Genomic DNA, 25,270 nt, shown 5'->3' with positions numbered 1-25,270 from the left:
AGAATTCCCTGGATAGAAGCGTTAAGGCAGAAGACGAGCGGGCAACAGGCGCATCAGCTGCGTATCGAACCAGGCCACGAAGGCCGGGGATGGCACAGCATCCACCGCCAGGTACCACCAGTCGGGAGCCGCGAAGGCACGGCACTTCACCGCATCCTTTTCGGTCATGACCAGCGGCAACGCCGGGGTGAAACTCAGCGCCTGCACGCTGTATTCGGCGTGGTCGGCGAAAGCATGCGGGACAGGCTGCCAGTGTAGCGTTTCAAGGGTAGTGAAGAAACGTTGCGGATTGCCGATACCGGCCACCGCGTGCAATGCCTGACCCGGCGCGAAGTGCTCAAGCCCGCGGCGTTCGCCGCTTTGCAGATTGACCAAGGCGGTGGGCACCAGGCGAAAGGCGAAGCCATCCTCGCGATCGTCGCTGGCGCCGTTGTAGAGCACTGCGTCGACGCTTTGCAGGCGCTCGACCGGCTCGCGTAGCGGCCCGGCCGGCAGGCAACGCCGGTTGCCCAGCCCACGCGCGGCGTCGATCAACACCAGTTCGAGGTCGCGGGCCATGCGGTAATGCTGCATGCCGTCGTCGGAGAGAATCAGGTCCAGCGGCTCGGCGGCCAGCAGGGCTCGCACGGCACGACTGCGATCGGGGTCGATCATCAGCGGCACGCCGCTGCGCTGGACGATCAGCAAAGGCTCGTCGCCGGCGACTGCGGCGCTCTGCTCGGCGGCGACCCGCCATGGCCACTGCGGCGGCTTGGCGCCGTAACCCCGGCTGACCACGCCGACCCGCAGCCCGCTGCGCTGGCAATGCTCGATCAACCACAGGATCAGCGGCGTCTTGCCAGTACCGCCCACGGTGATATTGCCGACCACCACCAGCGGCACCGGCGGCTGGTAAACATTGCCCTCACCGGCCAGGAAGCGTTCGCGCTTGCGCACCACCACCCGGCGATAGAGCCACTCCAGGGGCTGCAGCAGTTTCAGCGCGGGATGGCCGTTGTACCAGGCAGCAAGCAAACGATCGGACATGGCCATCAGGGTGCTGGCGCCGCCTCGACGGTGGTCATGCGCAGATGGCTGAAACCGAGCTTGCCGGCGGCGTCCATCGCGGTAATGACGGCCTGGTGCTGGGCCTTGCCGTCGGCACTGATGGACAGCGGCAGGTTGGTGTCGCCCGCCGACTCCTTCTGCAAGGCTTCGATCAGACTGGCCAGGTCGCTCTTGGGCAGCACCTGGTTGTTCACCGAAAACACCCCGTCGGCGCTGATGGCGATATCCAGTTGCTTGGTCTGCTGGTCTTCGGCCGGCGAGCCGCTGACGGCCTCCGGCAACTCGACACGCAACTGGGTTTCCCGGGTAAAGGTAGTGGTCACGACGAAAAACAGCAGCAGGATAAACACCACGTCGATCAACGACGCGAGGTTGATATCGATGGTTTCCCGTGGCTTGCGGCGGAATTTCACGCTTTGCCCTCGGCCAGATCGACGTCGCGGTCGCCCTGCACCACTTCGACCAGTTTGATGGCTTCCTGCTCCATGCCAACCACCAGCTCATCGACCCGGCGTTGCAGGAAACGGTGGAAGAACACCGCCGGGATACCGACCATCAGGCCGGACGCGGTGGTGATCAGCGCCTTGGAGATACCACCGGCCAGCACCGCGGCGTTGCTGGTCATGCCCGAGCCCATGAACGAACTGAAAATATCGATCATGCCCAGCACCGTACCCAGCAAGCCCAGCAGCGGGGCCATGGCGGCGATAGTGCCGAGGGCATTGAGGTAGCGCTCCAGTTCGTGGATGACCCGGGCGGCGGCTTCCTCGATGCACTCTTTCATGACCTCGCGGCCATGCTTGGAGTTGGCCAGGCCGGCGGCCAGGATCTCGCCCAGAGGCGAATGGGCGCGCAGCTCCTTGAGCTTGTCCTTGTTCAGCTGTTTGTCCTTGATCCAGCGCCACACCTGGCCCAGCAGATGAGGCGGGGTAACGCGGCTGGCCCGCAGGGTCCACAGACGCTCGGCAATGATGCCGACCGCGACAATGGAACTCAGAATGATCGGCAACATCATCCAGCCGCCGGATTTGACCAATTCCCACACAGTGACAGTCCCCTCGAAAAAGTGCGCCACTCTAACATAGGGGCCGAATGCACCGAAGAACCTGATGTCGCATGCCTTCAGGCTTTAATAACTCTCGGTTATTTAAGGAGATAGTGGCCATTTGCGCCAAAAGCGCCGCTGCGCCCGCAGGCTCGTCGGTTCGGTGTAGGTGCCCAGCATCAGCCGCAGCGCTCCCTGCTCCGCACTGTCGTAAATGGCGGTCCCTTGCTGGCGATAACGTTCGACGACCTGCGGGTGCGGATGCCCAAACCCATTGCCGTGCCCACGGGAAATCAGCACCGCCGAAGGCGCAAGGGCCTTGAGCAGGGCCGCGGACGACGAGCTGCGGCTGCCGTGATGCGGCGCCTGCAACCAGTGGGTCTCGACGGCCAGCGGGGTATCCAGCAAGGCGCGCTCGGCCAGGGCATCGATATCCCCCGTCAGCAGCAAACGCTCGCCCTTGGCCTCGACCTGCATCACGCAGGACTTCTGGTTACCGTTCTGCGCACCTGCCCATTGCCACAGGGAAAAACGCACCCCGTCCCATTGCCACTGCTCGCCGCTGGCGCAAGGCTCTGCCGGTAAATAGGCCGGCAAACCCTCGGGATCGCCGCTGACCAGCCTGGCCACCGGCAAGCCGCGCGAAATGGCGTCGGCGCCACCGGCATGATCGGCATCGGCGTGGCTGAGCAGCATCAGGTCGAGGTGCGCGACGCCCAGCTTGCGCAAGGACGGCAGCACCACCCGCGCGCCCAGGTCGGAATCGCCAAAACGCGGACCGGCGTCATACAGCATCGCGTGCTCGCGAGTCCGTACCAGCACCGCCAGGCCCTGCCCGACATCCAGCTGCCAGACTTCCGCCTCGCCATATGGCAGCGTGTTTTTCGGCGGGAACACCACCAACAGCAGCATCGGCCAGCCCAAGGGACGCAGCGGCACGCCCGCAGGCAGCAACAGCAGCAAGGCTCCCAGCGCGCTGATGCTCCAGGCCCAGAGCGGTATGGCCGGCGCTACCCACGCCGGCCACTGGGCAGCCAGCAGGGTCAGGCCGCGGAACAGCAGGTCCAGCAAACCACCGGCCAGCCAGAGCAAGCCTTCGCCCAGGTAAGGCACCGCCAGCAACAAGGTGCCGAGCAACGCCGGCGGCAGCACCAGCAGGCTGATCCAGGGTTCCGCCAGCAGATTGGCCAGCGGCCCGCTGAGACTGATGGGCAACCCCAGCGCCAGCAGCACCGGGCACAGGCCGATGGCGATCAACCATTGAATGCGGGTCCAGGACTGCCACCAGCGCCAGCCTCCCAGGCGCCCGCCGAAGATCAGGATCAGCACCGCCACCGCGGTAAAGGACAGCCAGAAACCTGGCTGCAGACTGGCCAGCGGCTCGAACAACAGCACCGCATTCAATGCCAGCAGGAACGGCCACCAGGCACCCAGGTGGCGAAAGCGCAGGCGCCAGATCAGCACCAGGGCCACCATCACGCAGGCACGGCGCACCGGCACATCGAACCCCGCCAGCAATCCGTACCCCAGGGCCGAAGCGAACGCCAGTCCACAGGCCCAGGGCAGCCAGGGCCAGCGTCCGGGCCACAGGCCGTAACGGGCCAGCCCCGCCACCAGGGCGTACATCACCGCGGCCAGCAAGCTGATGTGCTGCCCGGAAATCACCATCAGGTGCACGGTCCCGGTGTCTTGCAAGACACGCCAGTCTTCCTGGCTCAAGCCCGAGCCGTCGCCCAGTACCAGGGCCGCCAGGCCGCCGGCGCGCCCATGGGCATCGACTTGCAGCAAGCGCTGGCGAATGCGCGCACGCCAACTCTCCCGGGTGGTGGCCAGCAATTGCCCATCCTTGACCGTGCCCGTGGCGCCGATGCGCTGGGCCAGCAACCAGGCCTCGTGATCGAAGGCCTGCAGATTGACCAGGCCGGCAGGTCGCTTGAGCTTCACCGCCAGGCGCCAGCGTTCGCCGCTGTGCACCGGCGGCCCGCCATACCAGGCCAGGCGCAGGCGTTGCGGGATCCGGCCGCGCCGCGCCCGCCCGTCTTCCAGCTCGAAACGCACCAGCCCCTCGGTCTGCTGCGGCAGCCCCACCACTCGACCTTCGAGCCAGTGAGTCTGCCCGTCGAGCGGTTCCGCCAAACGATCATCCAGCGCCCATTGCGCGCTGATGCAGGCCCACGCCAGGCCCAACAGAAAGAGGGCCAATGGATAGGTGCGAAACGGCAACAGCATCAAGGCCACCACCGGCAGCACTGCCAGCCATCCGATCGCTGGTAGCGCCGGCAAAAAGCGCAGGCATAAAAGCCCCGCCGCCAACGCCAGCATCCCTGTGCGCATAAGCCCGTCCTTGAGCAGTTTTTGAGTGTTGCCACTCCTTGGCTTAGCTCAGCGGACCGGGGGCCGGCTTTATCATTTGTCACAAAGTCTGAATGGGCGCCTTCTAGAATCCGGGCATACTTGCCGCTTGAACTGACCGAGAAGCCTTATGCCCCGGCGCCTATTCAAACGTTACATGCCAGATCCGACCAGCATCAGGGAACACAAGTCCTTACGCTTTCTTGGCACGTTGCTGCATGACCCCAACCTCTGGCACCTCAACCGGCACTCCGTGGCGCGCGCCATGGCGGTCGGCCTGTTCGCGGCCTTTATGCCGATCCCGGCGCAAATGCTGCTGGCAGCCGTGCTGGCCATTTCCGTGCGCGGCAACATGCCGATTGCCGTGAGCCTGGTCTGGCTGACCAATCCGATCACCATGCCGCCGGTGTTCTTCTGCACCTATCAGGTCGGTGCCTGGTTGATGAACGTACCCGCCCGGACCCTGCCCGACGAGCTGACCTGGGAGTGGATCAGCGGCGAACTCTCGACCCTCTGGCAACCCTTCCTGCTGGGCTCGCTGGTGGCTGGCCTGGTGCTGGGCGCCCTCGCCTATTGCCTGACCATGCTGTACTGGCGCTGGTGGGTCAGCCGGCAATGGCGCCGCCGCAAGCAGAGCCGACTGTAGAAACGCAAACGGCCTCCCGAGGGAGGCCGTTGTCGTTTCTGCGCGGGCTTACTGGCGCATGCCGCGACCACTGACCAGCAGGCGGGCACAACCGAAGTACAGGACCACGGTCGCCACCAGCATGAAGGTAATGGCCACGCTAATCTGGATGTCGGAAACCCCGAGGATGCCGAAACGGAAGGCGTTGACCATATGCAGCACAGGGTTCGCCAGCGACACCGTCTGCCAGAACGGTGGCAGCAGGGTGATGGAGTAGAACACCCCGCCCAGGTAGGTCAGCGGGGTCAGCACGAAGGTCGGGATGATCGAGATATCGTCGAAGTTGCGCGCGAACACCGCGTTGATAAAGCCCAACAGCGAAAAGATCGTCGCGGTGAGGACCACCACCAGCAAGGTGATGCCCAGGTGATGCACCTGCAGGTGGGTGAAGAACAGCGACAGCAGGGTCACGATCACGCCCACCGCCAGCCCCCGCAGGACACCGCCCAGGGTATAGCCGATGAGGATGGTGTGCGGCGACACCGGCGACACCATCAACTCCTCGATGGAGCGCTGGAACTTGCTGCCGAAGAAACTCGAGACCACGTTGCCGTAGGAGTTGGTGATCACCGACATCATGATCAGGCCCGGCACGATGTACTCCATGTAGGTGAAACCACCCATGTCGCCGATCTGCCGGCCGATCAGGTTGCCGAAGATCACGAAGTACAGAACCATGGTGATCGCCGGCGGCAGCAGGGTCTGCGGCCAGATCCGGGTAAAACGCCGGACTTCGCGATAGACGATGGTGTTCAGCGCGACAAGGTTGGGCCGTAGCTCGGAACTCATACCGCCACCTTCGACAGGTTTTTCTCCACCAGGGACACGAACAGCTCCTCAAGGCGATTGGTTTTGTTACGCAGGCTCAGCACTTCGATGTTCTGCTGGGCCAACTGGCTGAACAGCGCGGTGATGCCCACGGCTTTGTCGACTTGGACTTCCAGGGTGTGGCTGTCCAGCAGCTTGCTTGGATAGCCGATCAGTTGCGGCGCCACCTTCAGGTCGGTCTTCAGGTCGAGCAGGAAGGTTTCCACATGCAGCTGGCTGAGCAGCTGGCGCATGCTGGTGTTCTCGACGATGGTGCCGTGGTCGATGATGCCGATATTGCGGCACAGCTGCTCAGCCTCCTCCAGGTAATGGGTGGTGAGGATGATGGTGATGCCTTTCTGGTTCAGCTCGGTGAGGAAGGTCCACATCGAACGCCGCAGCTCGATGTCCACGCCGGCAGTCGGTTCGTCGAGGATCAACAGGCGCGGCTCGTGCACCAGGGCGCGGGCAATCATCAGGCGGCGCTTCATGCCGCCGGACAGCGAGCGCGACGGCACATCGCGCTTGTCCCACAAGCCGAGCTGGGTCAGGTACTGCTCGGCCCGCTCCTTGGCGACCTTGGTCGGGATACCGTAGTAACCGGCCTGGGTCACCACGATGTCGAAGGTCTTCTCGAACTGGTTGAAGTTGAATTCCTGTGGCACCACGCCGATGCAGCGCTTGAGCGCGGCGGGCTCGCGGTCCAGGTCATGGCCGAAGACATTCACCGTGCCGCTGGTCTTGTTGACCAGGGTCGAGAGGATGCCGATGGTGGTGGATTTGCCGGCACCGTTAGGGCCGAGCAAGGCGAAGAAGTCACCTTCGGCGACATCCAGATCGATACCACTCAGGGCCTGGAAACCGTTGCCGTAGGTTTTGGTTAGCTGCCGGATGGACAGAGCGGAACTCATATCGGATTTACGCACCAAGAAGGGAGAGCATTATAGGTAAGGGCGGACCGCCTGCATTGCAACGGCGCCGGATACACCCAATGGTGCTTGCCGACGCCGCACAAGTACAGTCACCCGTATTGATAGTCAGTATTAAGTCAACGCGGTCATCACCGCCTTGCGGTAGGCCGGACGCTGTTGCAGGCGGGCGTACCAGGCTTGCAGATTAGACAATTGCGGGCGCTCGATGGGCATTTCGAACCAGGCATAAATGAAGCTGCCCAGAGGGATATCGCCGATGCCGATTTCCTCGCCGGACAGGTAGGGATGTTCGGCCAGGGCCTGGTCGACCACGGCCAGCAGTTCGCCGCAACTGTTCAGCGCAGCATTGATCTTGTCCCAGTCCTGCTGCTGTGCCGGCGTGCGCAGCACACCCCAGAACAGGTGCCGGAAGGGTTCGGCGAAGGTCGAAGTGGTCCAGTCCATCCACTTCTCGGCCGAGGCCCGCGCCTGTACATCGCTCGGGTACCAGGCCGTACCGGCGGCATGGCGCGCGGCGAGATAACGCACGATGGTGTTGGACTCCCACAGCACAAAGCCGTCGTCCTCGATCAGCGGAATCCGCCCATTGGGATTCATCGCCCGATATTCCGGGGTATCCACCACACCGCAGGCACCACCGGCATCCACCGCCTCGTAGGTCAGCCCGAGCTCTTCGGCGCACCACAATGCTTTCCTGACATTCGACGAGTTTTTCCGACCCCAGATCTTCAGCATGACCGCTCCTCAGTGATGAATGCCGAGGCAGTCTACGCCGGATCAGACCTGACTCAAATCACTCTGCATGTCGCCCAGCAGCAACGGCATCTGCTCGGCGAACAGATGCGGATAACACTTTTCCAGGTGTTTGAAGAAGAAGGTCTCGGGGACGTCGGCGAATTGTCCGTGGTCCAGCACGTATTCCATCATCTGCTCGCCCTGGCGGTTGAAGGGGTGGAATACGCTGTCGTGGCGGCCATCGAACTCCAGGGGCGCCACATCGTACATCTCGCAGAGTTTCCGGTTGAACGCCGGCGTGGCCTTGACCCAGCGTCCTTGCAGGTACAGCTCGGTATAGCCGTGCATGGCAAACACATCACTGCGCAGCAACTCCAGCAAACGCGGGGTCGACAAGTGATTGCGCACGTCCGCCAGGCCGATCCGCGCGGCGATCCCGCAATGCCGCGCGCAGCCGGCAAGCAGGGTGGCCTTGGGCACGCAGTAACTTTCGCCGGTAGCCAGGGCATGGCTGCCACGCAGGGTCTCGGGGTCGCGACTGAAGGTGTAGGGGTTGTAGCGCACGGCCTCGCGCACCGCGTAATAGAGGTTCACCGCCTGCTCCAACGGATCGCTGCTGGCGCCACGATGAGTTTCCGCGAACTCCACCACCGCGGGGTGGTCACTATCGATGAAGCGGCTGGGACTCAGGTACTCGTGCATGGGGATGATCTCCGAGTGAAGTCCCGAGTCTAACGACGGCCTCATCCCAGCGATAACGACGTTTCGGCCAAATATCAGTGGCTGCCGCTTCGAGCCTGACAAGATCGACACGCTGCTGACCCGATGCCTGACGCGCTGCGTCCGCTTCTTCTTACCGCTGCAAGCGCACTGCCCTGTCACCCCTTTTGTCGGATGCCGACTAAGCTCTGTGGGTGATTTTGCCCCTGGTTTCACGGAGGATTAAATATGCTGTTGTTGTGGATACTGGTTCTGCTGGTCGGTATTGCCTACCTGGCCCACCGCCGCATTGCGCCCCTGCCCGCTCTGGGCGTGGTGGCCGTCTACCTGCTGGCCATGGGCGCCTTCAGCCGTGCACCGGGCTGGCTGCTGCTGATCTTCTGGGTACTGCTGGCCGCGGTGGCAGCGCCCTTGCTACTGCCCGACCTGCGCCGCAAGTACTTCAGCGCCCCGCTGTTCAGTTGGTTCCAGAAAGTCCTGCCACCGATGTCGCAAACCGAACGCGACGCCATCGATGCCGGCACGGTCTGGTGGGACGGTGAACTGTTCAGCGGCCGTCCGGACTGGGACAAGCTGCTGGCCTACCCGAAAGCGCAACTGAGCGAAGAGGAACAGGCCTTCATCGACGGCCCCACCGAAGAGCTGTGCGCCATGGTCAGTGACTGGCAGATCGGCCAGTCCATGGACCTGCCGCCTGCGGCCTGGGAGCACATCAAGCAACACGGTTTCTTTGCCCTGATCATCCCCAAGGAGTTCGGTGGCAAGGGCTTCTCCGCCTATGCCCACTCACAGGTGGCGATGAAACTGGCGACCCGCAGCGGCGACCTGGCGTCCACCGTGATGGTCCCCAACTCCCTCGGCCCGGCCGAGCTGCTGCTGCATTACGGCACCGACGAACAGCGTAACCACTACCTGCCGCGGCTGGCCCGTGGCGACGATATCCCCTGTTTCGCCCTCACCGGCCCGCTGGCCGGTTCCGACGCCGGCGCCATGCCCGATACCGGGGTGATCTGCAAAGGCCAGTGGCAAGGCGAGGAAACCCTCGGCCTGCGCCTGAACTGGGAAAAGCGCTACATCACCCTGGGCCCGGTCGCCACCCTCCTCGGCCTGGCCTTCAAGGCCTACGACCCGGACCATCTGCTGGGTGACGATGAAGACCTGGGGATCAGCCTGGCGCTGATTCCTACCGACACCCCCGGCGTGGAAATCGGCCGCCGCCACCTGCCGCTCGGCGCTGCCTTCATGAACGGTCCGAACTCCGGCAAGGACGTGTTCATTCCCCTGGACTTCCTTATCGGCGGCCAGGAAATGCTCGGCAAGGGCTGGATGATGCTGATGAACTGCCTGTCGGTCGGCCGCTCCATTTCCCTTCCGGCCGTCGGCACCGGCGCGGCCAAGTTCACCAGCCTGGTGACCGGCCAATATGCCCAGGTACGTGAGCAGTTCAACGTCCCGCTCAATGCCTTCGAGGGCATCCAGGAAGCCCTGGCCCGCATCGGCGGCAACGCCTGGCTGATGGACAGCGCGCGCATGCTCACGGCCAATGCGGTCGACCTGGGGGAAAAGCCTTCGGTGCTGTCGGCGATTCTCAAGTACCACCTGACCGAGCGCGGCCGCGAATGCATCGGCCACGCCATGGACGTGCACGGCGGCAAGGCCATCATCATGGGCCCGAACAACTACCTGGGTCGCAGTTGGCAAGGCGCGCCGATCTTCATCACCGTGGAAGGCGCGAACATCCTCTCGCGTAACCTGATGATCTTCGGCCAGGGCGCCATTCGCTGCCATCCGTTCGTGCTCAAGGAAATGGCCCTGGCCGGTCGCGAAGACCACGACCAGGCGCTGGTCGAATTCGACGGCCTGCTGCTCAAGCACATCGGTTTTGCCATGGGCAACGCGGCCAGCACCCTGGTGCTGAACCTGGGCCTGGGGCACTTCGAACAGGCGCCGGGGGACAAGCTCAGCCAGGGTTATTTCCGCGCCCTCAACCGCCAGGCCGCGGCCTTCGCCATGCTGGCCGACCTGAGCATGATGTTGCTGGGCGGCGAGCTGAAGCGTCGCGAACGCCTTTCGGCACGCCTCGGCGATGTGCTCAGCCATATGTACCTCGCTTCCGCCGCACTCAAGCGCTACCACGACCTGGATTCGCCGGAGCATCTGCGGCCGCTGTTCACCTGGGCCATGGAAGAAAGCCTCGGCCAGTCGGAACGAGCCCTGGACGAACTGCTCGAGAACTTCCCGAACCGGGTGCTGGGCTGCCTGCTGCGGGTGGTGGTATTTCCGTTCGGCCGCCGTCACAAAGGTCCGTCCGACCAGCTGGATGCCGAGGTCGCCGCGATCATCGGCCGGGCCAAGGGCGACCCGACCCTGGAAGAGCTGCTGGCCGGCTGCTACCGCCCACAATCGACGCAAGACCCTGTCGGCGCCCTGCAACACGCCTTCGACTTGTTGAGCGCCAGTCACCCGCTGCAGAAAAAACTGCACGAGGCGCTGAAAAGTGGCCAGGTCAAGCCGGTGGCCGGCGAACATGCCATCGACGCCGCGCTGGAGGCCGGCGTGTTGCAGCCGGTGGAAGCCCAGACCCTGCGCGAGGCTGAAGCCGCCCGCCGCGAAGTCATCGATGTCGATGACTTCGCCAAGGAAGAGCTGACCCTGAGCGAAGGGAAAACCCGCTAAGGCGCAGGACCGTCAGGCGGATTATGAAACCGGGCGCGGGAGCTATATACTCCCGCGCCCGTTTTGCTGTTGAGGACTCATGTCATGTCCAACGTCGTCGCCGATCATCTCGTCCTGCTCGACCATTTGCGCAGTATCCTGGTCGCCGTGGGTGAAGCCGAGCAGGTTCCCGAAGAAAGCCATGCCTTGTTCCTGGAACGCTTCGACGAACTGCGCGCCTCGCTGCCGATCGACCCGATCGAAAGCCAGTACCTGGGCCAGGATCTGCTGTGCCAGGTGATGCAGCGTTATCCACAGGTCGCCCATCTGGTACCGCGCGACCTGCTGTGGTTCTTCGCTGGGGATTGCCTGCACTACATGCCCGACGAGGAAATCGACCTGTACCAGGCGCTCGAAGAACGTCGCTACGAGGCCGAGCAGAATGATGAACCGTTCGACTGGAACCAGGAAAAGCAGCTGCTGGCGCTCTCCGCCCAGGACAGCAAGCACTGAGTCCGGCCCGGACACTACAAAGGCCCGCACGGTTGAACCGGCGGGCCTTTTTTCTACCCATGAGCGGCTGGCTCAACCCGCGCCATCGCCTTCGGGCAACTCGTAGCCTTTCGCCTCCTGCTTGCCCTGCCGGCTCAAGGTCGGCTCCTTGGCCAGGCACTCCACCAGATAATCGATGAATACCCGCAGCTTCGGCGGCAGGTAACGGGTCGGCGAATGCAACAGCCAGGCACCGCCATGGTAGGAAGCGAGAAACGTCCAGTCCGGTAGAACCTGCACCAGCAAGCCCTGCTCCAGGGCATGCCGCGCGGTGAAGTACGGCAAGCTGCCGATGCCGATATGCTCCAACACCGCCCCCAGCCGTACCCCGGTGTGATTGGCCGCATAACGCCCACGCACGCCAACCGTCACCGACTTGCTGCCCTTCTTGAACTTCCAGCGCGCATCGCTGGGGGTTTCACCCAGGTAAATGCAACTGTGGTTGAGCAGATCATGGGGATGGCTCGGCGTCCCGTGCTCGGCCAGGTACTGCGGCGTGGCGCACAGCATGTGATCGATGGTCAGCAACTGGCGGCCAACCAGCCCCGCCGGCGGCCGATCGGTGATGCGGATGGCCAGGTCCACGTTGTCGTCGATCAGATCAATGTTGCGATCTTCCAATAACAACTCGACATCGACCTTGGGGTAACGCCGCAGAAACTCGGGCATGTACGGATGCACGACAAAACGCCCCACGGCCTTGGGCACGCTGACCCGCACCAGCCCTTCGGCCTCGTGGGTAAACTGACCGCTGATTTCCATCACCGACTTGGCGGCGCTGACCATTTCGCTGCAGCGCTTGAACACCTCCTCGCCCCCTTCGCTCAAGCGCAACTTGCGCGTGGTGCGTTGCAGCAAGCGAGTCGCCAGCGCCTTCTCCAGACGGGAAATGCTGCGACTCACCGCCGAGGGTGACGAACCCAGCTGGCGGGCGGCTTCGGAGAAGCTGCCGACCTCGACGACCTTGACGAAAATCGCCATTTCGCCCAGCAGCGGAAGGGGGAGATTTATGCTCACAGCACAACAGTCCTTTGAGGTTTGAACGGATTATCACGCAATTCCGCCGCGCCATATAATTAAAAAAGGTATTTTAATAAGGGCACGGAATATGACGCTTCGCCTCTTTTTTCATAATGATGAACTCAAGGCCAACGTTGAAGTGCTCGAATGCACCCCGCAGGACAACGAATTCGCGGTGATCCTGCGTGCCACGATCTTTCATCCCCAAGGCGGCGGCCAACCCTGCGACACCGGCTGGATCGGCGAAAGCCAGGTGTTGCGCGTGGTCCAGGAACCCGAGCGAATCATTCATTACGTCAGCCAGCCGGTGCAACCAGGCATGGTCCAGGTCCAGGTCGATGAACAGCGCCGCCAGTTCAATACCCGCATGCACTCGGCCGGGCACCTGATCGGTCATTTCGGCGAAACCCGCGGCTGGGTCCCGGTCAAGGCCCATCACTGGCCTGGCGAGGGCCGCGTGTCCTTCAAGCCCGGGGACAGCCCGCAGGAACTCGACGTCGACAGCCTGCAGAGTGGCATCGATCACTGGATTGCCGCCGACCTGCCGCGCCTGATCTCGCTGCGTGAAGGCTCGCGGGAAATCGGTTTCGGCGAGCTTCCCGCCTATGGCTGCGGGGGGACCCACGTGAAGCGCCTGAAGGAATTGGGCAACGTCACCATCGCCTCCCTCTCGCAGAAAAAAGGAATGCTTTCGGTTCACTACCACGTGGACTGATTCATCGGCGGTGTCGCCTTGCACATCACGCGACGCATCGCCTGACACAGGGGAAACCCGCGTGCGCGGGTTCGACGATTATCGGATAGAGGGATCTGCAGATGATGCTTGACGTCGAGCGTCTCGATGAGACGTGCATAAAAAAACTGGCCCAGGAACAAGTGCTCGCCCTGCGCATCAAGAATTTCCTGCCGCACATCCAGGCGATCCAGCTGGGTGACAAGATTCTCGCTCCCGGCTTCGAGGGCTACATCAACGCCCCCAGCATCGGGCGGATCGGCATGGCGTTTTATGAGGCGGAAAACCAGCCGCTGCTGATCGAGGACTATTTCGAACGCGCCACCGCCAACATCGCCGAACTGCGCACACGTTGCGCGCCCTATGCGTCTCCCGTCGACACCCTGCGCTGCATGCTCGACGAGTCCTGGCCGGCCGGCGCCCACCTGGAAAACCTGTACGGGCGCAAAATGTACGTTGGCCTGTCGCGGGTGGTGAAACCCGGGGTGTGCTTCCTTGCCCATCATGACATTTTCGCCAAGGACGCCCCCGACAGCTTCCAGGCCCACAGCCTGGAGGCGCAGTTCGCCTGCAACCTCTACCTGAACATGCCCGACGCAGGCGGCGCCCTGCAGATGTGGAATCACGATATTTCCCCGGACCAGTTCGACGACATGCGCGGCGACAGCTACGGCATCGACCCCGCCCTGCTCGGCACCCCCTCACTGGAGATCCGCCCGGAGCCCGGGGATTTCATCATGTTCAACTCAAGGCGCATGCACGCAGTCACCCCGGGGGTGGCCAACCCGCGCCTGAGTCTTTCCTTTTTTGTCGGCTATCGCGGCAGCTCGTCCCCCCTGACCTTCTGGAGTTGAAATGCTTTCCAACTATCTAGGCGAATTCCTGGCCCTGGCGACCATCCACTTTCTCGCCGTGGTGGCTCCCGGGCCTGACTTTGCCGTGACCATCCGCCAGAGCGTGCGCTTTGGCCGGGTGGTCGGGCTGTGCACGGCCATCGGCATCGGCGCGGGGATTTCCGTGCATGTGCTGTACACCCTGCTGGGGGTCGGTGCGCTGATGCATACCACGCCATGGCTGCTGAGCGTGGCCAAGGTGGTGGGCGGCGCCTACATTCTTTATCTCGGGGTCAGCCTGTTGCGCAGCAAACCCAAGACATCGATCGAGGGCAGCGACACGAACAACGATCAGGTGCAGCGGCAGACCTTGCCCAAGGCCTTCATGACCGGTTTCCTGACCAACGCCACCAACCCCAAGGCCACGCTGTTCTTCCTGGCGATTTTCACCACGGTGATCAGCGCCACCACGCCCCTCAAGGTGCAGGCGCTCTACGGTGTATGGATGTGTTGTGTGAACGCGCTGTGGTTCGTGATCGTCGCGCTGTTCTTTTCCAGCCCGCGGGTGCGCTTGCTGTTCATGCGCATGGGCCACTGGTTCGAGCGAACCATGGGAGTGATCCTGATTCTGTTCGCCGGGCGCCTGATCCTGTCGATGTAAGCCGCATCCCAACGCCCTGCTCAAGCGAGCCGCCAGCAACTGGCGGCTCGACACAGGCTTGCTCAGTTCCGATCCACGATCAGCTGGCGGATGACAAGGCCTGAAGCAAGACTCCCTGCGGTTTTGCCATTTCGTCCAGGACTGAAAAGTGCGTGCAGCCCGGCACGTGAATCAGTTGCACAGATTCTCCTCGGGCCAACGCTTGCCTGGCGTATTCATCAGACTGGCGGACCAGTTCCGACAGTTCGTCGGCACCTACCGCCACCCATGTATGGGCACCCTTGCCGATATGGTGCAGCGGGCTATAGGCATTGATCTCCGCTTCCGAGAGACTCAGTTTCTGGTTGAGCCACGACAGGCTTATGGGTTCCAGGTCGACCAATGCGCTGATCGCCAGGACATCGGTCACCCATGGGTGCGAACGGAACTGGATCGCCAGGTGGCCTCCTGCCGAGTGCCCGCTCAGGACCACCTTGTGCCCCGCAATACCCAGGTGATCAACGTCGGCGTGGAGATGCTCGAGCAGGCTGCCAATTTCGCTGACGATCTGTGTCATCGAGGCTTGCGGCGCGAGCGTATATTCGGCCAGGACGACGTTGAACCCCGCAGCCAGGGGACCGGCGGCGATGAAGGCGAAATCTTCCTTGCTGCAATTCTGCCAATACCCGCCATGGATGAAGATGAACGTCGGGGCGTCGGCTTTGCCACAGGGCAACCAGTCATAACGCTGCCTGGGGCCGGTGCCGTAAGGCAGATCGAGCCGGCCGGCCACAGAGGCGTAGAAACTGGCACTACGCGCCTGCAAATCCGCGTAGATACCGGGGAAATCCGGCACTGCCTCGGTGTTGTTATACGCCGCGTCGAGCTGGGCTTGATTCATGTCGCGATAGAGAATGGTCATGGTCATCTCCGATGGAAGGAATGTTTAAAAAGGCTTGGTCAGCGGCCTGCGATTGGTGCGGACGTGTCCGTCATCGGGCAGGAAGGTTTCAGGGGAGCGGCTTCGCTGTCCACGGCTGCTCTCTGTGAGAGGAATGCCACGCGTGGTTGGGGACTGTAGGCAGGGTGGTGTGCGGAACGCGGCTCGAATGCGCTAAAGAGTGAGTGGAGCCCAGGTCAGACGTAAATCAGCCGAATCTTAAATTTCTCTAGGATTTATCTTGCCGTGGCCGCCCTGGGTGAATGGCGCAACGGCATATCAACGTGAAACGGGGAGATATCCAGGCGGAGGCCATGCAGGCCAGCGCGATGTTGGGAAAGCCGGCGCTGAGTGCGTCCGGCCCGCTCAGTCAGCGCCGCGATTGTCCGAAACGGGATGCTCGGAATACTGTCCTGGTGACCGGTTCGCCGCGCTCAAGCCCGTGCAGGGGCTCGTTGAGTATTCTCCAGGGCCTGCCTCAGCACCTGCTGGGTCAGGGGCTTGAACACCACCTCATCCATCCCGGCGGCCAGGCAGCGCTGGATTTCCGCGTCCTCGGCACTGGCGGTCGCCCCCAGGATCCAGCAGCGCCGGCGCCCCTCCTCGCGCTCCATCTGGCGGATGCGCACGGTCAAGTCATAGCCGCCCAGGCGTGGCATCTGGCTGTCGGTGATCAACACATCGTACTCGGCGGCCAGCCAGGCTTCCCACGCCGCCTGCCCATCCTCGACCAGCGTCACGCGATGCCCCAGAACCAGCAATTGCTCTTCCAGCGTCAGCCGGCTGAACGCATTGTCCTCAGCAACGAGGATATTCAGCGAAAGCGGCTCCGTGCTCGCCTGCGGTACTTCTGCCGCCGCTTCGGCAGGCGCCTCGGCCAGAGGCAGTTGCAGGGTCACGCTGAAGCAGGAGCCTATATCCGGTTCGCTGCTCAGGACGATAGTGCCGCCCATGAGTTCGACCAGCCGCCGGGTGATATTCAGCCCCAGCCCACTGCCAAAGGTTTGCCCGGCCTGAGCCGAACTGACCTGGGAGAATGGCTGGAACAATCTGGCCTGGTCCTGCTCCGAGATGCCGATACCGCTGTCGATGACCTCCAGCAACAGGTGCAGATGTTCTGCCTCCCGGCTGCCCGAGGCATGCAGCGTCACCCGGCCGCGCTCGGTGAACTTGATGGCATTGCTCAGCAGGTTGAACAGCACCTGTTTCAAATGCAGCGGGTCGATCAGCACCCATTGCTCCATGTCACCAGTGAACCGCATCTCGAACGCCAGCTGCTTCTGTCGCGCCATGCCGACTACCAGGGGCGCGATCGCTTCGATCTGGGCCTTGAGCTGCACCGCCTCGGGCGCCGAGTCGATCATCCCCGACTCGATCCGGTTCAGGTCGAGCACATTGCCGAGTAACAGCAGCAGCCCCTGTGCCGCCTCCTGCGCGACGGCCAGCGACGCCAGGTCCAGCTCGCCCCGTTCGGCCTTCTGCTGCACCACTTCCTGCAGGCCGATGATGGCGTTCAGCGGGGTACGGATCTCATGGCTCATGGTGGACAAAAAGATGCTCTTGGCCTCGTTGGCCGCTTCGGCCTTCTCCCGCGCCAGCGCCAGCTCGCCTTCGGCCTGGCGGGTCTTGCGCACCTGCCGGGTCAGGTAGAAACCCCAGATCAGCGACAACAGGACCAGCAAGCCGAAGACACCGCCAAGCCGGAGGATATTGCTGCGATGATCCCGCCAGAAATGGCTGCCCAAGGTAGAAATACGCGGCTCCCACTGTTCCACGATGTCCGCCACTTCCTCCGGGGTGATCGCCACCTGGGCCTTCTCCAGGATGCTGCGCAGTTCTTCCTGCCCCTTCAGCACCCCAAGGCTGACCGGTCGGGAGAACTCGTCAAGAATGCCTATTACGCGCAAGCGGTTGTTGAAACGCTGGGCGGACAGGAAACGACCGGTGTAGTCACTGCCGATGAACGCGTCGCTACGCCCGTCGTCGACACTGCGCATGGCCTCCAGAAAGTTGGGATAGATCTGTAAGCGGATATCCGGATAGTTCTGCTGGATGATCTGATTGACGAAATAACCCGGGACACTGGCCAGGCGCTTGCCTTGCAGGTCATTCAGGCTATGGAAAGGACTGCCCTGGGTACGGGCTGCCTTGGGTCCGGCCATCAGTACCACCGAGCTCCTCAGATAAGGAAGAAGGATATCCATATAGGCCTCGGTGTCGGTGTCGGCAGACGTAACCGAGGTCATCAGGGTCTTGCCCTCGGTTATCTGCGCGTTCATCTCGGCATAGTTCTGCGCGCGGACAAAGCGGAACGTCAGGCCGCTGCGCTGGCTGAGCAATTTGAGATAGTCGGGGCCGATACCCCGCACCTGCCCACTGTTGTCCAATTGTCCCAAGGCGCCGAGAGAGTCATGGACAGTCACCGGGATTTCCGGATGGGCGTCCAGCCAACGGTTCTCGGCGGGCGTCAGCGTCACGCGCTGCTGAGTCAGGCGCAGGCTGCTCCCCGCACTCCAATTGCGCAGAATACTTTCGCTATGGCGTGAGCGAATGGTCGGAATGGCTCGTTCGATCACGGCATGCAGGCGAGTATCGGAGGCGCGCACCAGGAAGCCGAAACCACGGCTTTCCACCGGCGCGAAGTTTTCGATGTGCAGGTCCAGCAAGTAGTTGATGTTGAGCAGATAGTGGGCGGACACCGCGTCATCGATCACCCCATCGACCTCTCCCAGGCTCAACGCCTCGAGCGCGCGCAGCGGCGAGGCGAATGGCAGGATCTGGCTGTTCGGATAAACCGCGGAGACCTTTTCCTCGACACGATAGCCGGCAAACACCCCCAGCCGGGTGCCGGTTGCTTGTGGGTCGAAAGGACGGCCTTCGGCGGTTACCAGCACCGGTTGATTCGGCTCATAGGCCTGGGTCAGGAGCAGACCGTTATCCTCGGCATCCATCGCGGAGCCACCGCCGACCAGGTCAATCTCACCCTTGTGCAGCGCGATCAATGCCGCCTGCCGGGAAGGGAACTGACGGACTTTGGGGGGGATCTCGAACAGCAGGGCGAGGTAATCCGCGGTGACGCCCTGAAAACGATTGACGTCGAGCATGCCCAGCGGCGGATAGTCGGGCAATGCCACCCCGATCGTGAGTGGGCCTCTGCTCGCCAGCCACTGTCGATCCACTTCACTCAGCCATGGCCGGCTGATCACTGCCACCCTTGCGACAAGGGAGATGTCAGGCTCCTGTGCGACCAGGGCGGGTGACAGAACAAGTAACAGGCAGAGAGCGACCATCCGACAACACGCTGGAATCATGGAATACCTTCCTGTGAATCGAACCCCGGCAACCTGCGCAAATGGGCCGTTGTCCCACGAGCAATAGCGTCACCCTCTTACGGAGAGTGCCGCTTTGATCTGTGGCAATGGGGGATGGATCAAGAGTGATCCGTCGGTATTCTAGCCGGGCGCCGGCGGTTGTGACATCGAGCGGCGAGAGCCTTTCTCGACTAATCGCGCCCTTGTGCTCTGGGGGCTCGGGAAGGCTGGACAGCAACTGGCTCGCGATAGCCATCCGATCGGGGCAGGAAACAGGTCGGCGAGCAGAAGAATATGTGCCCGCCACCGATGACGATCAGTTGTAGTTGAGAACGAAGCTCATGGTCGCATCGCCCTTGCCCGGTTTTATCTCGCCACCTGTCGGAACGTATTTGGCGCTGCCGGAGAACCGGTAAATGGAGCCTTCCGCTATCTCCCGGTTCCAATCGAGGGCGACGGACCTGGAGATATCGAATGGCAACTTGACGCCCTTGTTATTGACCAGGGAAATACCAACTCCCGATGCAACGCCGGGCTGGCCTAGATTGACAAGTTTGAGCAGGCCGTCGGCCTGGGAGTTGCCTTCGAAGTAGGCTTTCACCGGAACTTTCGTATCAGGCTTCAAGCCTTCGCAACGGACATCGAAGTTGAATGGCACTTCTCTGACGCTACCCTTGGTAATATTTTCGATGGTCTGTTTACCCATCTGGACATTGACCGCCGCCCCCACCGATTCGCAGCCAGCGAAAAATATATCGTTGACCAGTTCGGTAGTGCCTTGTGATCGGACCTGAACGGATACGTCCCCCCTAGCCCAGGTTACGCTGAACTTCATCGGCGCATTTCCTGATGCCACGCCGCGACCGGTGCGAACGAATACAACATCCATAAACCTGGGAAGGACTGGATTCCCCGATGGAGGCGTCCAGGAGTATGGGGTACACCAGCTGCCGTTACTCAGATCCAGCGCCAGACAGAATTTGACCCCAACACCCTTGATGCCCGTCTCATACACCGCCGGAAGTGCCGATGGGGTCAGTGCGGTATCCGCAGTAATAGAAACAGTCTGCAGTCCAATGCACCTAACCTCCCCGCTCCAGAGGTTCGTTACCCGATGTCTAGCAATCTCCTGCCCGATGGAGGCGGCCTTGATGAGGGTTTGAGCAGGGAGAATGATGTCCTTTATCAGCGGAGTACCATTGGGCAATGAGCAATAAGCTGCAAGCGCATTTCGAGCAAAAAGGCTGGATAAAAACATCAAGATGAAGATCAGTTTTCGCATATATAAGATTCCTTCCCACGCCCTATGAAGTGCCTGGGTACAAATCGATGATGAGCAAAGAGAAGTAGCGAGAAGCTTCTCGTCTCTGCCATATGACGCCAGGCCTCAGCCAGAGATGGCGCCGTCGTATTTGAGGATTCCACCGAAATCGCCGATGACTTCGAACTCAACCTTGAGGTCGTTAGCCTGGACGCCGCTCGGCAGGTCCGCCATCTCGACCTGAGTAGTGGCAGCCGGCGCGACCATATCGATCGGCGCGGTGAAACCCTTGCTTCCCATCCGCAACGTGATCGCGGCAAAAGACAGGTGGAAAGCCGACGGGTTGGTCACCTCCAGATAGGGCTTGCCGTCTTTGGCAAGCAGGCGCCACTTCAGCTGTTGCGGGGCCTCCGTGACCTTGCCGGGTAGCCCGGCCGGCCGGTAGAACAGCTTGAGGCGCTGCTGCACGGCGATTTGCAGGGTATTTTCCTCCCGGGACTTTTGCGGAACCTCCCGCACGTTCAGCCAGTACAGCGACTCCTTGTCGGTCGGCAGGCCCTTGCCGCTGTAGAGGATGCGCAACACCTGCTGCTGTTCGCCAGCCAGGCGCTTGAGCACCGGGGTGATGGCGAAGGGCACATCCTCGCTCTTGTCGGCCGACTCGACCCAGGCCTGGAACATCAGGTCCTCGGCCGCGCTGTTCTTGATCACCAGGGACGCTTCCTTGCTCGGCGCCGCAAGCACCACACGGGTGTTTTCCAGGTTGATGCCGGCCTGGGAGAAAGCAGGAAAAAACAGGGCGAAGCTGGCCAGAATCAATCCGGCGATGGCTGGAGTCTTCACGGTAAATTCTTTACCTCAGTATGCGTCGAAGGGCAGCCCCCCGTTGTTGCGCGCCATGCAAAAACATCGATGACTCGACGGGGCGAACCGTTCGGGTATTCGTGACGCTCGAGAAAGTCAGGAGGCAGGAAAACTACAGTAGATAGGCGTCGTAATCAGTAGGACGATTCCTAAAAGGAACAACATGCTCACTCATATACGAAAGTAGAAAAGAGCGAACGGAATCAGTACCACCCTCAAAACCCATATCGACAGATATCTGTCTGCGCATCAGTAGTTGCGGAAAACAAGTGTTGTCGTTCCAGAAACTCCAGACGGGTATTTCCACCCCCTGATATTCGAAATGTTATCCCCTCATGAACCTGATACTTCCCGACATGAATGAAGTATCCCCCTGCCCTCTTACATCCTGGTTTTAACTTAGACAACCCTCTCACAGGACAAAAAAGCACTGCAGTCCGAAACGGTCCAGGCTCGACGATCGAGAAAGCCTGCCAGACAGGTTTAAAGCCCTGGAGCGCTGGTTTGAGATGCCCCCAAACGCAGAGAAAGCGGCGGTCTCCCCACGCAATCGCGCTTCAGATTTCGCCACGCCATCGGGCATCAGACAACAAGGACCTCAATATGACGAGCGCAATAGCCTGCTGCTTTACTTCAACTGGGAAAGCGCCGTACACCAGTTAAGAAAGTTCTGGTTTTTTCTTTTATTTACTTTTGTTAATTAATACAGCCCTCTGAGCAACCAAGTATTTACATGCAAAAAAAACTCCAGACATCGACTCTGCCGTGTACAGGCTCGCGATCAATTTGCCCTCGAAATCAGATAGTCATTCGAAACCGTCGAACAGCAATTTTTTAGACGCTAGGCAGCAGATTTCACCTGACAAACAGACTCATGAGTCTCCCTTGCTTCGAAGACCATGAAATCAAGTGCGGATTGAGACAAACAACTTGCCCTCCCGACTGGAGGGAATGGCGCTGCGGCTTTGCGTGATCGCCTCGGCGCCTGCCCGCATCCGTTGTACCCGTTCTGCTGGGGGGATCAGCAGAGTATTCATATAGAGGAAGCACCATGAACAAAAGCTATGCACTGATCTGGAACCAGGCCACTGGTTGCTGGAACGTCGCCAGCGAAGGAACCCGACGCCGGGGCAAATCAAGCCGACTCAAGGTCGTGATCGCCGCCGGCTTCTCGCTGCTGGGCCTGCTGGCCCAGGCCCCGGCCTTCGCCTTGCCGAACGGAGCGGCGATAGTCGCGGGCGATGCTGGCATCCATACCACTGTCGACGGCAAACACATGACCGTCGACCAACAGAGCAACAAACTGATCACCAACTGGAACGAGTTCAGCGTCGCTGGCGACGAAAGCGTCAGCTTCCACCAGCCCGGTAGCCAATCGATCGCCCTCAACCGGGTACTGGGCATCAATGGCAGCGATATCCAGGGCCGCATCGATGCCAACGGCAAGGTGTTCCTGATCAACCCCAATGGCGTGGTCTTCGGCAAGTCCGCCCAGGTCAACGTCGGCGGCCTGGTGGCCTCCACCCAGAACATCAGCGACAAGGATTTCCTCGACGGTACTTACCGCTTTACCGGGAATTCCAGCTCTGCCGTGAGCAACGCCGGCCAGATCACCGCCAGCGAGGGCGGCAGCGTCGCGTTGCTAGGTGCCCAGGTCAGCAACAGCGGGGTGATCCAGGCGCAGATGGGCAGTGTCGCGCTGGGCGCGGGCAAGGACTTCAGCGTCAACTTCGACGGTAACGGCCTGCTCAACCTGCAGGTGAACGGTGCCGCGGTGGATGCCCTGGTGCAGAACGGCGGCCTGCTCAAGGCCGACGGCGGCCAGGTGTTGATGACCGCCAGCAGCGCCAGCAGCCTTCTGAAAAACGTGGTGAGCAACCAGGGCGTGATCGAGGCCAAGACCTTGCAGAACAAGGCCGGCAAGATTGTCCTGGACGGTGGCGACAACGGCATCGTCCAGGTGGCCGGACGCCAGGACGCCAGCGCCCTGGGTGGCCAGGGTAACGGTGGCGTGGTGGAAAACCGCGGCGCCCGGGTCGAGGTCCAACTGGCTGCGCAAGTGGATACGCACGCCGACCAGGGCACGACCGGTACCTGGAAGATCAGCGCAGACGAGGTGAACGTTTCCAAGGCAGAGAATCCGTCCACGCGTGGATTGATCATTGGCGGCGGTATCAACGGTAACAATGGAACGGGCGGCAATAGCGGCACTGTCCCGACGCTGCACGCCGATACCCTGGCCCAGAACCTGGCCCGGACCAACGTCGAACTGAGCAGCAAGGGCAACCTGTCGGTCAACAAGGCGGTGTCCTGGAACAGCGGTAACAAGCTCGGCCTGACCGCCGAACGCGGCGACGTCCAGGTGAATGCGGCATTGAGCGCCACCGGTACCGGCGCAGCCCTGGCCCTGAACGCCGCGCAGGGCGGCATCCAGCTGAATGACAACGTCGAGCTGACCGGAACGGGAGCGGGCCTGGAGCTGAACTCCAAAAACGGCCACAGCCTCAAGAATGACAAGAGCGTCACCCTCTCTGGTACGGATGCCCGCTTCAGCGCCAACGGCGAGTCCTACCAGGTGGTGCAGAACCTGAAGCAGTTGCGCGATATCGAAAACGACATGAATGGCCGCTATGTACTGGGTAACCAGATCACCGGCCAAGGCAGCTTCAGGACGCTTGGCGAAGGTAGCTCCTTCACCGGCAAGCTTGATGGCCTGGGCAATACCATCAGCGACCTGTCGATCTATGGCACCACTGCCTTTGTCGGGCTGTTCGGCGCGAACCTGGGGCAGATCAGCAACCTGAACCTGGAACGCATTTCCGCCAGCGGCGCTTATTCCACCCACTACAACACCCAGGTCGGCACACTTGCCGCGGTGAACATGGGCAGCATCCGCAACGTCAAGGCCAAGGACGTGCGGGTGACCGGAGCCTCTCACCTGAACTCGCTGGGCGGCCTGGTAGCGCTCAACCTGGCCGGCGACATCGCCAACTCCTCGGCCAGCGGCCAGGTGATCGGCAACCAGTACACCTATGCAATGGGTGGCTTGGTGGGGGAAAACATCACCAACCCCGATGGCGTGGCGAAAATCACCAATAGTCATGCCGATGTCAGACTTTTGGGCCAGATGCTGTATGACTCCTATGGCGCAGGCGGGCTGGTGGGTTCGAACCACGGCGGCATCATCGCCAACTCCTCCAGCGCCGGTACCGCCAACCTCTCGGGCGCCAACCTGAACGTCGGCGGCCTGGTCGGAGTGAACAGCTACAATGGCAGCATCGTCAACTCGCACTCCAGCAGCCATGTCTCGGGCGGCGAATTCGCTCGGGTCGGCGGCCTGGTCGGGCTCAACTGGCAAGGTTCGCTGACCAACTCTCACGCCAGCGGCCAGGTAACGGGCAATGGTACGGAAGCGATCGGAGGCCTGGTGGGCAAGAACCATAACGGGTCGATCACCAACAGCCGGGCCACCGGCAATGTGTCCGACCTGAGCAGTCGTAGCGTTGGCGGCCTGATTGGTAAAACCCTGGGCGGTCGCATCGCCAACTCCTCGGCCTCCGGCACCGTGACTGGCGGCAGAAACGCCCACATTGGCGGTCTGGTCGGCTACAGCGACAAGGCCTTCATCTCCAATGCTTCCTCCACCTCCGCGACTGTCACGGGAGGCAGTGGGTCCAGTGTCGGCGGCCTGGTGGGCTATAGCCAAAATACCGACATCAGCAACGCCTCGGCAGACGCCATAGTGACCAGTGGTAACGATAGCAATGTCGGCGGCCTAGTCGGTGCCCTGCTGGGCAAGATCAGCAACTCCTCCGCCAGAGGCTCGGTCAAAGGTGGCAACAACAGCAACGTGGGCGGCCTGGTCGGTGTGAACAGCGGGCAGATCAGCAACTCCAAGGCTACCAGCAACGTCAGTGGCGGCTATGGCGCGCGCCTGGGCGGGCTGGTGGGGTTGAATCTCGGCAATGTGCGCCTGTCGTCGGCAGGCGGCAGGATCGACGGCTCGCCCGCCTATAACCAGATCTATGGCGGCCTGATCGGCATGAACTTCGGACCGGGCCAACAATCCCTCAACAGCGTCTTCGGGGAGGCGGCCAAGGCTCCACTGATCGGCAAGCAGCTCTGAAATCCGGAACCC

Annotated in this window: 20 protein-coding genes; 7 read left to right on the top strand and 13 right to left on the bottom strand. The window is 61.8% G+C overall.

The window, feature by feature from the left end; genetic code table 11:
• Positions 1–21: 21 nt before the first annotated feature.
• The 4 genes from lpxK to C4K27_RS09075 all read right to left on the bottom strand — a co-directional run bounded on the left by lpxK (position 22) and on the right by C4K27_RS09075 (position 4,426).
• Complete coding sequence (gene lpxK, locus C4K27_RS09090; protein ID WP_053260194.1) at positions 22–1,032, bottom strand: tetraacyldisaccharide 4'-kinase; 1,011 nt, start codon at positions 1,030–1,032, stop codon at positions 22–24.
• On the bottom strand, positions 1,032–1,460 hold the full coding sequence (locus C4K27_RS09085) for a flagellar polar localization protein PocB (RefSeq protein ID WP_007931660.1): 429 nt from the start codon (positions 1,458–1,460) through the stop codon (positions 1,032–1,034). The genes lpxK and C4K27_RS09085 overlap by 1 nt, the downstream gene beginning before the upstream one ends.
• On the bottom strand, positions 1,457–2,092 hold the full coding sequence (locus tag C4K27_RS09080; RefSeq protein ID WP_007931657.1) for a flagellar polar localization protein PocA: 636 nt from the start codon (positions 2,090–2,092) through the stop codon (positions 1,457–1,459). Before C4K27_RS09080 ends, C4K27_RS09085 begins: the two co-directional genes overlap by 4 nt.
• Before the next feature lie 102 nt (positions 2,093–2,194).
• Positions 2,195–4,426 carry a DNA internalization-related competence protein ComEC/Rec2 gene (locus C4K27_RS09075; protein ID WP_053260193.1) on the bottom strand — a complete coding sequence of 744 codons (2,232 nt, stop codon included), beginning with the start codon at positions 4,424–4,426 and terminating at the stop codon, positions 2,195–2,197.
• 148 nt (positions 4,427–4,574) lie between these two features.
• Between C4K27_RS09075 and C4K27_RS09070 the strand changes: the two genes are divergently transcribed.
• On the top strand, positions 4,575–5,090 hold the full coding sequence (locus C4K27_RS09070) for a DUF2062 domain-containing protein (RefSeq protein WP_053260192.1): 516 nt from the start codon (positions 4,575–4,577) through the stop codon (positions 5,088–5,090).
• Positions 5,091–5,138: 48 nt separating this feature from the next.
• Here C4K27_RS09070 and C4K27_RS09065 read toward each other — a convergent pair whose 3' ends face one another.
• From C4K27_RS09065 to C4K27_RS09050, 4 genes are all read right to left on the bottom strand, one after another.
• Complete coding sequence (locus C4K27_RS09065; protein ID WP_007931651.1) at positions 5,139–5,918, bottom strand: ABC transporter permease; 780 nt, start codon at positions 5,916–5,918, stop codon at positions 5,139–5,141.
• Positions 5,915–6,847 (bottom strand): ABC transporter ATP-binding protein, encoded by a 933-nt coding sequence (locus C4K27_RS09060; protein WP_007931649.1) that lies wholly within the window; start codon positions 6,845–6,847, stop codon positions 5,915–5,917. The genes C4K27_RS09065 and C4K27_RS09060 overlap by 4 nt, the downstream gene beginning before the upstream one ends.
• Before the next feature lie 132 nt (positions 6,848–6,979).
• Positions 6,980–7,603 carry a glutathione S-transferase family protein gene (locus C4K27_RS09055; protein WP_053260191.1) on the bottom strand — a complete coding sequence of 208 codons (624 nt, stop codon included), beginning with the start codon at positions 7,601–7,603 and terminating at the stop codon, positions 6,980–6,982.
• A gap of 42 nt (positions 7,604–7,645) precedes the next feature.
• Positions 7,646–8,305: a transglutaminase-like domain-containing protein gene (locus C4K27_RS09050; RefSeq protein WP_007931646.1), complete on the bottom strand. Its 660-nt coding sequence runs from the start codon at positions 8,303–8,305 to the stop codon at positions 7,646–7,648.
• Between the two features lie 246 nt (positions 8,306–8,551).
• Here C4K27_RS09050 and C4K27_RS09045 point away from each other — a divergent pair, with 246 nt between their 5' ends.
• Together C4K27_RS09045 and C4K27_RS09040 are read left to right on the top strand one after the other, a co-directional pair.
• Complete coding sequence (locus C4K27_RS09045; RefSeq protein WP_053260190.1) at positions 8,552–10,999, top strand: acyl-CoA dehydrogenase; 2,448 nt, start codon at positions 8,552–8,554, stop codon at positions 10,997–10,999.
• 84 nt (positions 11,000–11,083) lie between these two features.
• Positions 11,084–11,491, top strand: coding sequence for a PA2817 family protein (locus C4K27_RS09040; RefSeq protein WP_007931642.1), 408 nt, complete (start codon positions 11,084–11,086; stop codon positions 11,489–11,491).
• A gap of 72 nt (positions 11,492–11,563) precedes the next feature.
• On the opposite strand, the gene C4K27_RS09035 is transcribed toward C4K27_RS09040, so the two are convergent.
• On the bottom strand, positions 11,564–12,547 hold the full coding sequence (locus C4K27_RS09035; protein ID WP_053260189.1) for a LysR family transcriptional regulator: 984 nt from the start codon (positions 12,545–12,547) through the stop codon (positions 11,564–11,566).
• 91 nt (positions 12,548–12,638) lie between these two features.
• Between C4K27_RS09035 and C4K27_RS09030 the strand changes: the two genes are divergently transcribed.
• The 3 genes from C4K27_RS09030 to C4K27_RS09020 all read left to right on the top strand — a co-directional run bounded on the left by C4K27_RS09030 (position 12,639) and on the right by C4K27_RS09020 (position 14,777).
• Entirely contained in the window at positions 12,639–13,265 is a 627-nt protein-coding gene (locus C4K27_RS09030; RefSeq protein WP_053260188.1) for a serine-tRNA(Ala) deacylase AlaX, read from the top strand.
• 101 nt (positions 13,266–13,366) lie between these two features.
• A complete protein-coding gene (locus C4K27_RS09025; protein WP_053260187.1) occupies positions 13,367–14,137 on the top strand; it encodes a 2OG-Fe(II) oxygenase in 771 nt (256 codons plus the stop codon).
• 1 nt (position 14,138) lies between these two features.
• Positions 14,139–14,777 (top strand): LysE family translocator, encoded by a 639-nt coding sequence (locus C4K27_RS09020; protein WP_007931630.1) that lies wholly within the window; start codon positions 14,139–14,141, stop codon positions 14,775–14,777.
• 79 nt (positions 14,778–14,856) lie between these two features.
• Here C4K27_RS09020 and C4K27_RS09015 read toward each other — a convergent pair whose 3' ends face one another.
• The 4 genes from C4K27_RS09015 to C4K27_RS09000 all read right to left on the bottom strand — a co-directional run bounded on the left by C4K27_RS09015 (position 14,857) and on the right by C4K27_RS09000 (position 21,111).
• Positions 14,857–15,678, bottom strand: coding sequence for an alpha/beta hydrolase (locus C4K27_RS09015; protein WP_053260186.1), 822 nt, complete (start codon positions 15,676–15,678; stop codon positions 14,857–14,859).
• 452 nt (positions 15,679–16,130) lie between these two features.
• Entirely contained in the window at positions 16,131–19,007 is a 2,877-nt protein-coding gene (locus tag C4K27_RS09010; RefSeq protein ID WP_053260185.1) for an ATP-binding protein, read from the bottom strand.
• 316 nt (positions 19,008–19,323) lie between these two features.
• On the bottom strand, positions 19,324–20,289 hold the full coding sequence (locus tag C4K27_RS09005; RefSeq protein WP_053260184.1) for a fimbrial protein: 966 nt from the start codon (positions 20,287–20,289) through the stop codon (positions 19,324–19,326).
• Between the two features lie 105 nt (positions 20,290–20,394).
• On the bottom strand, positions 20,395–21,111 hold the full coding sequence (locus C4K27_RS09000; protein ID WP_053260183.1) for a fimbrial biogenesis chaperone: 717 nt from the start codon (positions 21,109–21,111) through the stop codon (positions 20,395–20,397).
• A 1,072-nt stretch (positions 21,112–22,183) separates the two neighbouring features.
• Here C4K27_RS09000 and C4K27_RS08995 point away from each other — a divergent pair.
• Entirely contained in the window at positions 22,184–25,258 is a 3,075-nt protein-coding gene (locus C4K27_RS08995; RefSeq protein WP_053260182.1) for a two-partner secretion domain-containing protein, read from the top strand.
• The last annotated feature ends 12 nt before the right edge of the window (positions 25,259–25,270 follow it).

Source organism: Pseudomonas chlororaphis subsp. chlororaphis, assembly GCF_003945765.1.
In the GTDB taxonomy this organism is placed as follows: domain Bacteria; phylum Pseudomonadota; class Gammaproteobacteria; order Pseudomonadales; family Pseudomonadaceae; genus Aquipseudomonas; species Aquipseudomonas chlororaphis.
Note: the sequence above shows the minus strand (reverse complement) of the source record. Positions and strands in the feature narration are given on the sequence as shown.